The organism is Actinophytocola sp., from assembly GCF_036555685.1.
GTDB lineage: Bacteria > Actinomycetota > Actinomycetes > Mycobacteriales > Pseudonocardiaceae > Actinophytocola.
In genome coordinates this window covers 14,326-28,495 of record NZ_DATBKY010000214.1, presented here as the reverse complement: position 1 = coordinate 28,495, position 14,170 = coordinate 14,326, and the positions used below count along the sequence as shown (strand labels likewise).

Here is a 14,170-nt window from a genome sequence, read left to right as displayed (position 1 = left end):
CGCCGAGTTCTCGTCCACGGCCGGCCAGTCGAACTCGTCGGGCTGGTCGGCCAGCAGGTCGGCGTAGGAGTGCACGGTGACGCCCTCGGGCGCGGTCAGCGCACCCGCGTCCCCGTTGACGACGACCACGTGCTTGACCGTCTCGAACGTCGGCAGGACCTTCGCGAGCAGGGGCACCAGCGTGCCGTCCACGAGCACGACGTGGTCCTCGGCGTGGTTGGCCACGTACGTCAGCTGCTCGGGGAAGAGCCGGATGTTGAGCGTGTGCAGGACCGCGCCCATCGCGGGCACGGCGAGGTAGGCGACGAGGTGTTCGTTGTTGTTCCACATGAACGTGCCGACCCGCTGGTCGGAGGTGACGCCGAGGCCGCGCAGCGCGTGCGCGAGCCGGGCCGCCTCGCGGGCGATGTCGGCGTAGGTCGCGCGCCGCGCGCCCTCTCCGGTCCAGGTCACGACCTCGGCGTTCGCGTGGACCCGGCTGCCGTGCCGCAACAGGTTGGCGATGGACAGTTGACCGTCCTGCATGGTGCCCAACATCGCTGTTCAAGCTCCCTGTGACTGGTGGCGTGGTGGCCCGAACAGTAGTGCGGAAATGTCACATCTCGACATGGGTAACGCAGCGTGTCAGACCCCCAGAACGTGGGTTACCTGCGGTTTCACCGCGAAGAATGCGCGTGTCGCGCGTATGTTCTGACTCGTTGATGTGTTTACTGGTCCGCGGCACCGCGGGGGAGCGCCCTAGGGCTGACCTGGGCGTTGTCGGTCGCGGTACAGCCAGCAGTCGAAAGGAAGGATCACCACGGTGGCTCTGCCCACGTTGACTCCAGAGCAGCGCGCTGAGGCGCTGGCCAAGGCTGCGGAGGCGCGCAAGGCGCGGTCCGAGCTGTTGGCGTCGATCAAGTCCGGTAAGCAGACCATCGCGTCGGTGCTCGGGCGTGCGAAGGAAGACAAGACGATCGGCAAGACCAAGGTCGCGGCGCTGCTGAAGGCGGTGCCCGGCCTCGGCGCGGTGAAGGTGGCCGCGCTGCTGGAACAGGCCGGCATCGACCCCGACCGGCGTGCGGCCGGTCTCGGCGACCGTCAGCGCTCCGCGCTGATCGACGCGCTGAACTAGTTCTGCGAGGTCAGGGCCCGTTGGCAGCCGGTTCGGCCGGCCGCCGACGGGCCCTTGTGCATCATTCGCCCACATCTCGACAAGTCTGAACGTGTTCAAAATCTCCCACCTCAGAGGGAGTTTTGCCGGGGGTCGCGTGGGCATCATGGGGGCGTGACCCCAGGGCTGATCGCGGACTACCGACCCGGCGCCTTCCTTCTGGCCTCCCCCGAGCGCACCCTGCTCGCCACCGGCGTCCAGCACGTGGTCGCCGAACCCGACCCGGACGAGCTGGCCATCCGCGTCACCAAGCTGCTGGTCGACTCCGACGTCCCGGTCGCGGTCGGCGCGCTGCCGTTCGACAACTCCGCCGTCCCGCACGTCGTGCTGCCCCGCGCCGCGCGGTGGTCCGACGCCGCCCGGCCGGCCTTCGCGCCGCTGACGCTGCCGGCCCTGCTGGAGACCGTCCCGGTGCCCGCGCCGGCGGACCACGAGCGCAGCGTCGCCGCGGCGGTGGCGCTGCTGCGGGCCGGTGAGCTGGAGAAGGTCGTGCTGGCCCGTTCTCTACGGCTGCGCCTGGCGGGCCGGCTCGACACCGCGGCGCTGCTCGCGAACCTCGCCGCCGACAACGCCACGGGCTACACCTACGCCGTCGACCTCCCGGCCACCTCCGGCCGCCGCACGCTGGTCGGCGCCACCCCGGAGACGCTGCTGTCGCGCACCGGGCAGACGGTGGTCGCGAACCCGTTCGCCGGCTCCATGCCCCGCGACCCGGACCCCGCGCAGGACCGCCGCAACGGCGAGGCCCTCGTCGCGTCGGCGAAGGACCGGGCCGAGCACCGGGTGGTCATCGAGTCGGTCGTGGACGCGCTCCGCCCGTTCTGCCGCACGCTGTCGGTGCCCGACGGCCCGTCGCTCGTCGGCACCTCGGCCGTCTGGCACCTGGCCACGCGGATCACCGGCGAGCTGATCGATCCGGGCATCTCGTCGCTGCGCCTGGCCGCGGCCCTGCACCCGACGCCGGCGGTGTGCGGCCGCCCCCACGCCACGGCCAAGGCCACGATCGCCCGGATCGAGCCGTTCGACCGCGGCTTCTACGCCGGCGCGATCGGCTGGTGCGACGCGGCGGGCGACGGCCAGTGGGTGATCGGCATCCGCTGCGCGGAGATCGCCGAGCCGCTGGACGACCCGGGCTCCACGGTGACGCTCTACGCGGGCGGCGGCATCATGCCGGCCTCGGAGCCGCACATGGAGCTGGCGGAGACGTCCGCGAAGTTCCGCACCCTCCTGCGCGCCATGGGGCTGGCCATCCCGGCCTAGCCGAGTGCGGTGATCAGGTCGTCCGCTTCCTGTTCCGCGACCTCCAGCGGCTCGTCGCCGAAGACGGCGACGCTGGCGCGGTAGTCGTGGCCCGGCCCGAGGTCCGCCATCCGCACGTGCGCGGGGTCCACTTCGGACGAGTCCGACGCGAGCACCGCGGGCGGCGCGTCGTGGGCCGAGAGGGTCAGCTTGCTCATCACGATCGACATGCCCTTGCCCGTCGCCTTCACCACGGCCTCCTTGCGGGCCCAGTACGTGAAGAACGCGCCCTGCTGCTCGTTCGCCGGCAGCGTGTCGAACGCCGACCGCTCGGTGGGGGAGAACGTGATCCGGGCGAGCTCGGCCACCTCGGCGCCGCGGATGACCTCCACGTCGACGCCGACCGGGGCGCCGGCCACCGCCGCGAGAACCACCCGTGAGCCGGAGTGCGAGATCGACATCTCCGGTGCGCCGGGGGCGACCGCGCGGGGCTTGCCGTGCGGCTTGCCACAGCCGTAGCAGCTCGCGTCGAGCCGGACCTCCTCGGGCTCCATGCCGAGGTGCCGGCCCGCGACCAGGCGCAGCAGCGTGCGGCCGGTGAGAAAGCGCAGCTTGTCGATCTCCATGCGGTAGTTGTCGTACCGCTCGCGCTCGATGTCGTCGAGCATCGCCAGCAGGCGGTCCGTCGCCACCGCCGGCCGTGCCCACCAGACGTCGCATCGCATGCGTCAGATCATGCCCGGCCGGATGCGGGCGGGGGATTCGACCTCCGGTTTCGGCCATCCGGCGCAAGGGCCTGCGCCGCATGGGCGAGACTTCGAGATAGGCCTTGCGTCCAGGTTACCGTCGGGTAATTTATCCGCCACACTGTGACTGTCGTCGCAACCTCACCGAGGAGGCCTGTTGCGCCGGATCGTCAGCTTCATCCTGTTGGGCATCGGGGTGTTCGCCGTGGCGCTCGGCCTGCTCCTGCGCTTCTACGCCTACCCGCAACTGGCGAAGATCCCGCTGGACAACGAGTCCACCTCCGTCGCGCAGGGCAGCGGCATCACCGCATTGGTCATCCGTACTGTCAACGGCGCACCGCAGCCGGAGATACGGCACAACATGACACTGACCTCCACCACCTACGTCACGGGCGACCTGACCCAGCCCGAGGTGAAGGAGGACGGCGACGTCGCGGTGTACGTCGAGGCCACCAAGACCACCGACGACGCGACCGGCATCGTGGTGGACGCGTCGGTGCGCTCGCTGTGCATCGACCGCCACACCAACGAAGCCGTCGCGCCCTGCGAGGGCCAGTACATCGAGACCGAGCAGGGCAAGAAGGTCACCGCGGACCGCAACACGGTCCAGCAGCCGGGCCTGTCCTTCAAGTTCCCCTTCGAGACCGAGCAGAAGGACTACCAGTTCTACGACCTCTCCGTGCGCAAGCCCGTGACCGCGCGCTTCGACGGCGAGGAGACCATCCAGGGCCTCGACACCTACCGGTTCGTGATGACCGTGCCGCCGACCAAGATCGGCGACAAGGAGGTCCCCGGCTCGCTGATCGGCAAGGACGACCAGCCGAGCGTCAACACCGAGCTGTACTACCAGGTCAAGAAGACGGTGTGGGTGGAGCCGTCGACGGGGATCGTCGTCGTCGGCCAGCAGGAGGGCAAGCAGGAACTGGTCGCCGAGGACCAGAGCCCCGGCGAGGGCACCGTGGTCTTCGACGGCACGCTGCGCTTCACCGACGAGACGATCAACGACAACGTCACCAAGGCCGAGGACAACAAGTCCAAGCTCAGCCTGCTGACGTCGTGGCCGGTCGCGATGTGGATCATCGGCGGCATCCTGATCGTCGTCGGCCTGGTGATGCTCAACGGCAGCCAGCGTGGTGGCCGGTACCGGTCCGAGGTGCCGACGCGCCGCCAGCACGCCGACGCGGCCAGATAGGCGATCCGCCGGCCCGGCCGCGCCGGAAAATGTGACTCAGCGCTTTCGGAGCACGAGCACCAGATTCCAGGAGGCGAATTCCCGCAGAATCGGGACGTGCACGATCCAGGTCGCCCACCACGGATGGTAACGCGGCAGGGCCCGCACCATTCGTGCCTGCTCGCAATGCCGCGCCCAGCGAATCGCCGTGCCTACCCGAAACGCGAAAAGGCTCTCACCGAAACGGTTTTTCGGTTCGCGTCCGTTTTGCCGGATGAAACGGCGTCGCGCATAGTGACCGCCGAGGAAATGCCATGGCGCGGTCTCGTGTCCGCCCCACGGTGAGAACCACGGTGTGAACGACGCGAAAATGGTGCCGCCGGGCTTCGTCACGCGCACCATCTCGGCGAGCATCGTGGTCGGCTCGGCCACGTGCTCCAGCACGTTCGACGAGTAGCAGATGTCCACAGAGCCGCTCTGAACAGGCAGTTCGGTGCCGCTGGCGCGGATCATGCCCGCCGCCGGCTCGCCCCGGGCGGACAGTTCGCCGACGTCCGGATCGATGCCGAAGTAGTGCGCGCCGGCCGCGCGGAAACCGTCGGCGAAATAGCCGGGCCCGCCGCCGACGTCGAGGATCAACCGGTTCCCGAGTGGCGCGAATGCGGAAATCTGACGTACCGAGTCAGTGGCGAGGACCTGGTAGAAATGGTCCGGGTCGGACTGTTCCTGCAGGAATGCGCGGAACAGGCGCACGGATCTGGTCAGGGTGGCTTCCCGCGCGTTTACTGAATCGGTTCGTGTTCCGCTACCTACCATTGGGGGTTCCGCTTCCATGATTCTTTTGGTCCACTGTACCGGCCGGTAACCTATCACTCTCGATGCGGAGATTTTATGGGCCGCGAACGCGACACCCGTCCGGCGGTGCTGTTCGTCAACTGGCGTGACACCAAGCACCCGGAAGGCGGTGGCTCCGAGCGCTACGTCGAGCGGATGGCCGAGGGCCTCGCGAGACGCGGCTACCGGGTGACCATCCAGTGCGCGGCGCACGTGAACGGCCCGTCCGACGAGGTGGTCGACGGCGTGCGCTTCCGCCGCCGCGGTGGCCGGTTCGGGGTCTACCTGTTCGCGATGCTGGCGGTGCTGCGGCTGCGGCCCGACGTGATCGTCGACGTCCAGGCCGGCATGCCGTTCTTCTCCCGGCTGGTCGCACGCTGCCCGGTGCTGGTGCTCGTGCACCACGTGCACCGCGAGCAGTGGTCGGCGGTCGTGGGCCCGGTGCTCGGCAAGATCGGCTGGTGGATCGAGTCGCGGCTCGCCCCGCTGCTGTACCGGAACTGCCGCTACCTCACGGTCTCCGACGAGACCAAGCGCGAGCTCGCCGGGCTCGGCATCGCGACCTCGCGGACCACCGTGGTGCGCAACGGGCTCGACGAGCCGCCGCCGGTGCGTGCGGAACGCGACAAGGACCCGACGCTGGTCGTCGTGGGCCGCGTGGTGCCGCACAAGCGAGTCGAGCACGCGGTGGACATCGTGGCGCGCCTCGCGCACCGGTGGCCGAAGCTGCGGCTCGAGATCGTCGGGCACGGCTGGTGGCTGGACAACCTGCGCCGGCACGTGGACCAGCGCGACGTCGCGGACCGGGTCACGCTGCACGGCTTCGTCGACGAGCAGGACAAGCACGAGATCCTCGCCCGCTCCTGGGTGCACCTGTGCCCGTCGGTCAAGGAGGGCTGGGGGATCGTGATCATGGAGGCGGCCGCGCATGGCGTGCCGTCGGTGGCCTACCGCCGCGCCGGTGGTGTCGCGGAGTCCATTGTGGACCACGAGACGGGCCTGCTGGCGGACGACTTCGACGAGCTGTCGAGCCAGGTCGACCGGCTGCTCGCGGACGCCGAGCTGCGGAACGCGATGGGCGACGCCGGCCGCGACCGGGCGGGCACCTTCGCCTGGGAGCACAGCGTGTCGGAGTTCGAAGCGGTGCTCGTCGAGGCCGCCGGACGGTAGTCGCGCTCAATGCCTCGAGTGAACTACGACGACAGCTTCGATGGTGTGCGCCGTGACTGGGTGCGGCTCGGCGAGGAGGACCCGCTGTGGGCGGTGTACGTCGCCACCGACAAGCGGGGCGGGCGCTGGGACCCCACGCAGTTCCTGGCGACCGGCCGGGCGGACGTCGCGGCCTCGGTGACCTGGCTCGACGAGCTGGGTGCCGGGCCGCGCTGGGGTCGCGTGCTGGACTTCGGCTGCGGCGCGGGCAGGCTGTCCCAGGCGCTGGCCGAGCACGCCGACGAGGTGGTCGGTGCCGACGTGTCGCCGCCGATGCTCGACGTGGCGCGTGAGCTGGACGAATCCGGCCGCTGCACGTTCGTGCTCAACGAGAGCGACGACCTCGGCCAGTTCCCGGCCTCGTCGTTCGACCTCGTCTACTCCGAGCTCGTGCTGCAGCATCTGCCCCCGTCGGTGATCGACGGGTACCTGGCGGAGTTCGTGCGGGTCCTGCGGCCCGGTGGCGTGGCACTGCTGCAGTGCACGACGCGTCCGCTGTGGACGTTCAAGGGGGCGGTGTGGCGCCTCGCGCCGGGCTGGCTCATCCGGCGGGCGCAGCAGCTCTTCCTGGGTTACCCGGCGCCGATGCGGATGACCCCCTACTCGCCGGAGCGGTTGCGGAAGGTCGTCGGGGCGGCGGGCGGGTCGGTCGTGGCGTCGCGGACGGTGGACGACCGGTCGACGCACTGGCGGTCGACCTGGTACGTGATCAGGGGCGACTGATCAGGCGATGAACGAGCGCGCGGTCAGGGCGTGCTCGAGCCGTAGTTGACCGAGTCACCGGACTGCGTGCCCGCGGAACCGTTGGGCGCGGCCGGATCCTCGAGGTTGACGCTCTTGTCCGGTGCCGATGCCGACGACACCGCGACCGCGACGCCTGTCGCGAGCGCGAGCCCGACCAGGACGGATGCGATTGCGCCGACCAGCTTTCCCACGTCTCACTCCCGAGTCCGACGGCTGGACCGCCTTAGGCTACCGGCCGGTAACACAAGCCACAACAAGCATAGCGTCACCGTCGCAAGTGCTAACACGTCCGCCGCGATGACCGGGGCCTTCGGTGGCCGGCCGGTCGTGTCCGGTTGCGTCGGTCCACCCAGTTCATACAGGTCCAGCCAGCGGCCGTGGTAGATCCTTTCGTCGGAAATCAGCAGGTTCGCGGGGACCCGGCCCGGCGTGCCGTGCTGGACGAGGACCCAGCGAATGCCCAGTTCGGTGAGGTCACGACCGTCGGTGAGCGCCGTGCGCACGGCGGCCGCGCGGCGATCCTCGCCGGGCACGGGGTGGCCGTCCACGACGAGCGTGTCGTCGACGACCGTGGTGCGCGGCAGGTAGGCCGGCGCGGGGTCGTACTGGGTGCGCCCGTCGTTCCAGCCGAACTGGCGGAACCCTCCGAACGGGACCGTCACGACGTCGCCGTCCCGCGTGCTCGTCTCGAGGATCTGGCGGACGGCGGCCCAGTCCTGCGGGTAGTCGACCGCGGCGAGGCGGCCCCAGCCGGCCCAGGCGAGGTCGGGCATCATCGCGATGGGGATGATCGCGGCGCCGGCGAGCACGGCTTTCCGGCCGCGTTTCAGCGCTTCCGCCGCCTGCCGGACGCCGAGGGCGAACCCGAGCGCGAGCGGCAGCGCCCACCAGGCGACCCACTTCTGCGAGTCGCGGAGCAGCCCCGCGCCTGGGACGTGCTCGACGACCCAGCCGAGGGCAGCCGTGCCGCCCACGAGCGCCAGCACGAGGCCGGCGACGCCGAGGCCGACCATCCCCCTGGGCAGGTGCTGCATGCCGATGATCGCGACGGCGGTGACCGCGAGGATAAGCACGGGTACGACCGGGTTGGTGCGGCTGGCGGGGACCACCTCCGCGTTCCAGATGCCGCCCAGGCCGAGCAGGCTGGTGAGCGTGCCGCCCCAGCTCTCGGCGCGGGCGCCGAACGCCTCGACGCCGGCGCTGTCGGACAGCCCGCCGCCCGGGTGCAGGACGGCGGGGACCCACCAGGGCGCGTTGAGGACGACGGAGACCGTGGCGGTGAGCCAGAGCCTGCGCACCCCGCCGGCGACGACGGCCGTGCCCGCGGCGAGGATGCCGCCGGCCGGGGTGAGGACGGCGGGCGCCATGGCGAGGATCAGGCGCGCGGCCGCCTTGGGGCTCTCGGCCGCCGCGGGTTTCTTGGTTGCCGTGGATTTCTTGGTCGCCTTGGCAGTCCTGGGTTTCCTGGCGAAGCGGGCGATCCAGGGCAGGCTGGCGTAGGCGAGCAGGTAGGGCCAGTGCCCGATGAACAGCCGCTCGGCGACGTAGGCACTCCACCCGTACGCGACGGCCGCGACGACCTGCACGCCGGGCGGCTCGTCCTTCAGGTAGCGCGCGGCCCCGAGCGGCCCGGCGAACAGGGCGGCGGCGAGGACGAGCTGCTGAACCAGGTCCCCCGGGACGACGTGGGTGGCGAGCGCGACGACCGCGTCCGCGGGCACGGCGCGCGGCAGGGCGGTGCCGAGCCCGAGCGTGTCGGGCAGCAGGTCCTGCCGGGGCGCGAACACCATGTCGTAGACGAGCACGAACCCACGCCCGAACAGCGGTGCGAGCACGGCGAGCGCCATCGCGGCACACACGGCGGGCACCAGGAAGCGACGAGTTGTCCCCAAGCCGCCTCCTTGTCCACAGCCGACACCGAGCACGCAGAATTGTCAGCCCTCCCCGGTAAACTGACGGTCACGAGGGGTGCCCCCGGAGAGGGTGGGGGCTACGTTTCTTGCGTTCTGCACGCGCGTGCGCGCGAGCTCGGGTCGGGTGTGCCGGACCGTCCTGCGGGTGCGGGGCGGTCAGGAGTTGGCTGCGTAGAGCCAGAAGTCACGCATCCACTTCGGAGGGACCGGGTCCTCCGTGGCCACTTGTGCCAGCAGTACCGCCACCGTGCCCGTGGCCGGGATGATGTGGGCCGTCGTGCCGGTGCCGCCTACCCAGCCGTACCTGCCCGGCACGTTCCACGGGTCCTGCCGCGAGATGTCCACGCCGCCGCCGAAGCCCCAGCCCTGGCCCTCCAGGAACAGCGAGCCGATCTCGCGGTGCGCCGGCGTGGTGTGGTCCGTCGTCATCAAGGAGACCGACTCGGGGGACAGGACGCGCCGGCCGGAAGCCGTGACGCCGCCCGACAGCAACATCTCGCCGAACGACAGCCAGTCGTCCGCCGTGCCGACCATGCCGCCGCTGCCCAGCGGGAACGCCGGCATCGTGCTCCACTGGCCGTCGGGCGCGTCCGCCAGGGACAGGTCCGTGCGGTAGTACGACGTGAACCGGTCGAGCGAACCCGGTGGCACCACGTAGCCCGAGTCCACCATGCCGAGCGGCTCCAGCAACCGCGACGCCACGTAGTCCGGCAGCGTCTCGCCCGTCACCCGCGCCACCAGCACGCCCTGCACCGCCGAGCACGTGTCGTACAGCCACGACTCGCCCGGCTGGTACAGCAACGGCAACCGGCCGAGCGCCGCCATCCACTCGTCCGGCGGCGGGAAGCTCTGCGGCTCCCGGCCGTCGCGCTGCACGCCGGCCAGCGCCCGCACACCCGGCAGCGAGAAGTCCGCCGCGAAGCCGAACCCCGCCTGTGCGCTCAACAGGTCGAACACCGTGATCGGCCGGACGGCCGGCACGACGTCGTCGAGCGGGGACGACGGCGTGCGGAGCACCATCGGCGACGACAGCTCCGGCAGCCACTCGCGCACCGGCGAGTCGAGCGCCAGCAGGCCGTCCTCGACCAGGGTCATGACCGCCGCGGCCGTGATCGGCTTGGTGATCGACGCGATGCGGAAGATCGAGTCGCGCGTCATCGGCGGACCGCCGAGCGCCATCGCGCCGACGGCCGCCACCTCCATCCGCTCGCCGCGGGCGACGATGCCCACCGCGCCCGGCAACGTGCCGGCGTCGACGTGCGATGACAGGATCTCGCGCAGGTCAGTCATGTCCCGCCTCCTCGAACACATAGACACGCGACGATCCGGGAACTCATCGCTCACCTCGAGTCGAGGCAACGCCGGCCGCGGCGGCGAGGATACGGCTCACTCCTCGGTCAGCGAGCCGTCCGCCAGCCGGACGCGCCGGGTGAGGCCGATCTCCGCCAGGACCCGCTCGTCGTGGCTGACCACCACGAACGCACCGCGGTAGGCGGCGAGCGCCGACACCAGCTGCTCGATGCTCGTCAGGTCCAGGTTGTTCGTCGGCTCGTCGAGCAGCAGCAGGTGCGGCGCGGGCTCCGCGCACAGCACGCACAGCAGCGTCGCCCGCAGCCGCTCGCCGCCCGACAGCGCGCCGACCGGCACGTTCGCCCGCTCGTCGGCGAACAGGAACCGCGCCAGCAGGTGCATGGCGTCGGTGACCGGCAGGCGCGGCGCGAACGCGGCCAGGTTCGCCCGCGTGCCCAGCGAGGGGTCGAGCAGGTCGAGCCGCTGCGACAGGTACGCGGCCCGCCCGTCGGCCAGCCGCGCCGACCCGGCGGACGGCTCGAGCAGGCCGCCGATCACTCGCAGCAGCGTCGACTTGCCCGCGCCGTTCGCCCCGGTCAGCGCGATCCGCTCGGGCCCGCGGATCGTCAGGTCGACGTCCGCGAACAGCGACCGCACCCGCAGGCCCGACCCGCGGAAGACCGTCCGCCCGGCCGGCACCGCCGTGTCCGGCAACGACAGCGCGAGCGACGGGCCCGCGCGCAGCGCCCGGTCCGCCTCGGCTACCCGCGCCCGCGCCGCGCCGACCCGCTGGGTGTGCACGCCGTCCGCCCGGCCCGCGGACTCCTGCGCGCGCCGCTGCAGCGTGCCGCGCACGATCCGTGGGATGTCCGCGTTCGACCGCGCCCCGGCACTCGCGCGCCGCGCCGCCCGCTCGCGCGCCTGCTGCAGCTCGCGCTTCTCCCGCTTGAGGTCCTGTTCGGCGCCGCGCAGGTTCCGCTCGGCGACCTCGCGCGCGGCCCGGCGCGCCGCCTCGTACGAGGCGAAGTCGCCGCCGTGGACGGCCACCCCGGCCGGCTCGAGCGCGGCGATCCGGTCCATCCGGTCGAGCAGCTCGCGGTCGTGGCTGACCAGCAGCAGGCAGCCGGCGAAGTCGTCGAGCACGGCCGCGAGCCGGCGGCGGGCGTCCCGGTCCAGGTTGTTCGTCGGCTCGTCGAGCAGCAGCACGTCCGGCCGCTTCAGCAGCTGTGCGGCGAGCCCGAGCGAGACCACCTCGCCGCCGCTGAGCGTGCCGAGCGGCCGGTCCAGCGCGATGCCGCCGAGGCCCAGCCGGTCCAGCACGGCGTGGGCGCGCTCCTCGATGTCCCAGTCCGCGCCGACCGCGCCGAAGTGCTCCTCGCTCGCGTCGCCCGCCTCGATCGCCGCCAGCGCGCGGACCGCCGGCGCGATCTCCAGCGCGTCCGCGACGGTCAGCGAACCGGTCAGCGGCAGCGTCTGCCGCAGGTAGCCGAGCACGCCGTCGACCGTGACGGTGCCGGAGGCCGGCGCCAGCTCGCCCGAGACGAGCCGCAGCAGCGTCGACTTGCCGGCGCCGTTGGGCGCGACGAGCCCGGTGCGACCCGGTCCGGCGGTGAAGGCCAGGCCGGTGAAGACGGGCGTGCCGTCGGGCCAGGAGAAGGACAGGTTCGTGCAGACGATCGAAGACATGTGAGTGCTCTCGACGCGGCGGACGGGATCCGGAATGCCGTGTCAACTCACATAACGGACGAACTCCTCGAAAACGTTCGGCTCAGCCGCGACCATATCAGCCTTCTCGAGGGTGTTCGCGTGCATTTCGCTGGACTACAGTCGCCTTCCTACCCGCCGGTAACCGGAGGTGCCCGTGGCAGTGAAGACCTCGGAACGGGTGCGGGTCGCGGCACTCCTCGTCTCCATCGGAGTCGCCGGCACGCAGGCCGCGTCGTACCTGCTGAACGTGGTCGCCGCGCGGCTGCTCGAGCCCGCGACTTTCGGCGAGCTGAGCTCGCTGCTCGCCGTGCTGGTGGTCGGCGCGGTGCCGGCCATGGGGCTGCAGACCGTGGCCGCCCTGCGCGTCGCCCGGATCAGCGAGCGGGCGCCGCTGTCCACACGCGACACCGGACAGCTGTACTCCCTGGGCTTCGCGACCAGCGGGACCGTCACGGCCGTGGCGCTCGCGGGCGCGCCGCTGCTGATGGTGCTGCTGCACCTGGAGACGATCTGGCCGGCGCTGTTCGTCGCGATCTCGCTGATGTCGATCACGCTGATCGGCCTGTCCTACGGCATCCTGCAGGGCTCGCAGCGGTTCGCGACGCTGGCCGGGATGCTCGCGTTCGAGGCGGTCGGCCGGATCGGCGGCACGGTCGTCGGGCTCGTCGTGTTCCGCAGCGCGACCGGCGCGCTCGCCGGCACCGTGATCGGCGCGGCGGCGGTCGCGACCGCGGGCTGGGTGGTCTGCGGCCGGCCGCGCCCGGCCCGCCACCACAAGGGCCACGTCGGTGAGGTCCTGCACGCGGTCCAGGCGATGCTCGCGCTCGTCCTGCTGGTGAACCTCGACCTCGTGCTGGCCCGCCACCACCTGCCGGCCCACGAGGCAGGCGAGTACGCGGTCGGCGCGATCGTCACCAAGATCGCCTACTGGCTGCCGCAGGCCGTCGCGATCCTCGTGCTGCCGAAGCTCGCGAGCGAGGAGGGCCGCCGGCGGATGGTGCCCCGCGCGCTCGGCATCTGCGCAGCGCTCGACGCGCTGGTGATCCTCGGCGCCGCGCTCATGGGCCCGACGATCGTCGCGATCATCGGCGGCGAGGACTACGCCGGCGCGCACATCCCCATCTGGCCGTTCGCGTTCGTCGGGTCGATGCTCTCGCTCGTGCAGATCCTGCTGTTCTCCCGGATCGCGAGTGCCGACCGCAAGTCAACGCTGCTGCTCTGGCTCGCCGTGGCGGTCGAGATCGTCCTGGTGACGACGTGGCTCCACGATGAACTGACTCAGGTGGTCACCGCCGCCGCCATCTCGACGAGCCTGCTGGTCCTCGCCGGCGCGGTCATCGAGATCCGGTCGCGGCGAGTCGAACCAGTCCACACAGGACGACACGACGGCGGCCAGGGACAGCAGTAGCGAGGCCTGCGCGAGCCAGCCGTAGGCCCACGCCTGGCCGTGGTCGAGCAGCCGCCCGGTCACCGCCACCACGCACGCAAACGCCGCGCCGCCGAACGCGATGGCGCGCGGTGCCGGTGACCACAGCGAGCGCAGCAGCAGGCAGGCGATCAGCAGCACCACCGGCAGCATCCCGCCGAGCAGGACGATCAGGCCGACGAGCACGAACGGCAGCCACCGCCGCGCGCCGGCCCGCACGTCGATCGGCCGGCGGCGGCGCACCGGGATCAGCACGGAGCCGACGAGGACGAGCGCGGTGAGCCCGCCGACCGCGAGCCGGGTGCGGTACTGGCCGTCCGGCGCGAAGTCGAGCACGACGGTGCCGCCCTGCCCTTCCGGCACGAGCCAGGCCTGCTGCCAACCGTCCACCCGCACCCGCTTGAGCGTCCGGCCGTCGAGCTTGGCCACCCAGCCGTTGTTGGCGTTCTCCGGCACCGAAAGGATCGCCTCCGCGCCGGGCCGCACCTGGATCTCCCGGTGCGTGACGTCCCATTCGGTGACCGAGTGGCCGCGCGGCCGCGGCGCCGGGGTGCCCGATGTGGACAGCAGGCGCAGGTCCTGGACGACGAACTGGTCCGACGGATCGGTGTTCAGCTCGTGGTCGCCGGGCTCGAGGTCGACGCCGCCCTCGAGGTCGCGGCAGGTCGAGAACGGCAGCGGGCGGTGGTTCAGGTAGTCGGCGAGCGTGCCGGAAACCGTTGTCTGGTAACGGAAGCC

General features: G+C 71.5%; 13 protein-coding genes. 6 read left to right on the top strand and 7 right to left on the bottom strand.

Going from position 1 to position 14,170, the window contains the following annotated elements:
- Positions 1–537, bottom strand: a 537-nt coding sequence (locus VH969_RS20210) for an AMP-binding protein (RefSeq protein ID WP_331976484.1), incomplete at its 3' end; no start/stop codon positions are given.
- 265 nt (positions 538–802) lie between these two features.
- Between VH969_RS20210 and mihF the strand changes: the two genes are divergently transcribed.
- Positions 803–1,114, top strand: coding sequence for an integration host factor, actinobacterial type (gene mihF, locus VH969_RS20205; protein WP_331976482.1), 312 nt, complete (start codon positions 803–805; stop codon positions 1,112–1,114).
- A 153-nt stretch (positions 1,115–1,267) separates the two neighbouring features.
- Positions 1,268–2,413 (top strand): isochorismate synthase, encoded by a 1,146-nt coding sequence (locus tag VH969_RS20200; RefSeq protein WP_331976478.1) that lies wholly within the window; start codon positions 1,268–1,270, stop codon positions 2,411–2,413.
- Here VH969_RS20200 and VH969_RS20195 read toward each other — a convergent pair.
- The gene (locus VH969_RS20195) at positions 2,410–3,117 is read right to left on the bottom strand and encodes a 4'-phosphopantetheinyl transferase family protein (RefSeq protein ID WP_331976475.1); all 708 of its coding nucleotides are present in this window, start codon (positions 3,115–3,117) and stop codon (positions 2,410–2,412) included. The two genes, VH969_RS20200 and VH969_RS20195, sit on opposite strands and share 4 nt — an antisense overlap.
- Before the next feature lie 178 nt (positions 3,118–3,295).
- Between VH969_RS20195 and pgfA the strand changes: the two genes are divergently transcribed.
- Entirely contained in the window at positions 3,296–4,330 is a 1,035-nt protein-coding gene (gene pgfA, locus VH969_RS20190; RefSeq protein ID WP_331976473.1) for a cell envelope lipid trafficking protein PgfA, read from the top strand.
- A 36-nt stretch (positions 4,331–4,366) separates the two neighbouring features.
- On the opposite strand, the gene VH969_RS20185 is transcribed toward pgfA, so the two are convergent.
- On the bottom strand, positions 4,367–5,062 hold the full coding sequence (locus VH969_RS20185; RefSeq protein ID WP_331976471.1) for a class I SAM-dependent methyltransferase: 696 nt from the start codon (positions 5,060–5,062) through the stop codon (positions 4,367–4,369).
- A 138-nt stretch (positions 5,063–5,200) separates the two neighbouring features.
- On the opposite strand from VH969_RS20185, the gene VH969_RS20180 reads away from it, so the two are divergent.
- Both VH969_RS20180 and VH969_RS20175 read left to right on the top strand, forming a co-directional pair.
- Positions 5,201–6,313, top strand: a complete 1,113-nt coding sequence (locus tag VH969_RS20180) for a glycosyltransferase family 4 protein (protein ID WP_331976469.1) — start codon at positions 5,201–5,203, stop codon at positions 6,311–6,313.
- Between the two features lie 18 nt (positions 6,314–6,331).
- Positions 6,332–7,075, top strand: a complete 744-nt coding sequence (locus VH969_RS20175) for a class I SAM-dependent methyltransferase (RefSeq protein WP_331976467.1) — start codon at positions 6,332–6,334, stop codon at positions 7,073–7,075.
- A 23-nt stretch (positions 7,076–7,098) separates the two neighbouring features.
- On the opposite strand, the gene VH969_RS20170 is transcribed toward VH969_RS20175, so the two are convergent.
- The 4 genes from VH969_RS20170 to VH969_RS20155 form a co-directional block, all read right to left on the bottom strand.
- Entirely contained in the window at positions 7,099–7,287 is a 189-nt protein-coding gene (locus tag VH969_RS20170) for a hypothetical protein (RefSeq protein WP_331976465.1), read from the bottom strand.
- Positions 7,288–7,290: 3 nt separating this feature from the next.
- Positions 7,291–8,988, bottom strand: a complete 1,698-nt coding sequence (locus VH969_RS20165; RefSeq protein WP_331976463.1) for an MmpA family trehalose lipid delivery protein — start codon at positions 8,986–8,988, stop codon at positions 7,291–7,293.
- Between the two features lie 177 nt (positions 8,989–9,165).
- Entirely contained in the window at positions 9,166–10,299 is a 1,134-nt protein-coding gene (locus VH969_RS20160) for a serine hydrolase domain-containing protein (protein WP_331976461.1), read from the bottom strand.
- A 96-nt stretch (positions 10,300–10,395) separates the two neighbouring features.
- The gene (locus VH969_RS20155) at positions 10,396–11,985 is read right to left on the bottom strand and encodes an ABC-F family ATP-binding cassette domain-containing protein (RefSeq protein ID WP_331976459.1); all 1,590 of its coding nucleotides are present in this window, start codon (positions 11,983–11,985) and stop codon (positions 10,396–10,398) included.
- A 175-nt stretch (positions 11,986–12,160) separates the two neighbouring features.
- On the opposite strand from VH969_RS20155, the gene VH969_RS20150 reads away from it, so the two are divergent.
- Positions 12,161–13,414 (top strand): lipopolysaccharide biosynthesis protein, encoded by a 1,254-nt coding sequence (locus tag VH969_RS20150; protein ID WP_331976457.1) that lies wholly within the window; start codon positions 12,161–12,163, stop codon positions 13,412–13,414.
- Positions 13,415–14,170 lie beyond the last annotated feature (756 nt).

Excerpts from the sequence above, each read along its gene's own strand:
- VH969_RS20195 (WP_331976475.1), bottom strand. The coding sequence starts at position 3,117 with ATGCGATGCGACGTCTGGTGGGCACGGCCGGCGGTGGCGACGGACCGC.
- VH969_RS20180 (WP_331976469.1), top strand. The coding sequence starts at position 5,201 with ATGGGCCGCGAACGCGACACCCGTCCGGCGGTGCTGTTCGTCAACTGG.
- VH969_RS20160 (WP_331976461.1), bottom strand. The coding sequence starts at position 10,299 with ATGACTGACCTGCGCGAGATCCTGTCATCGCACGTCGACGCCGGCACG.
- VH969_RS20155 (WP_331976459.1), bottom strand. The coding sequence starts at position 11,985 with ATGTCTTCGATCGTCTGCACGAACCTGTCCTTCTCCTGGCCCGACGGC.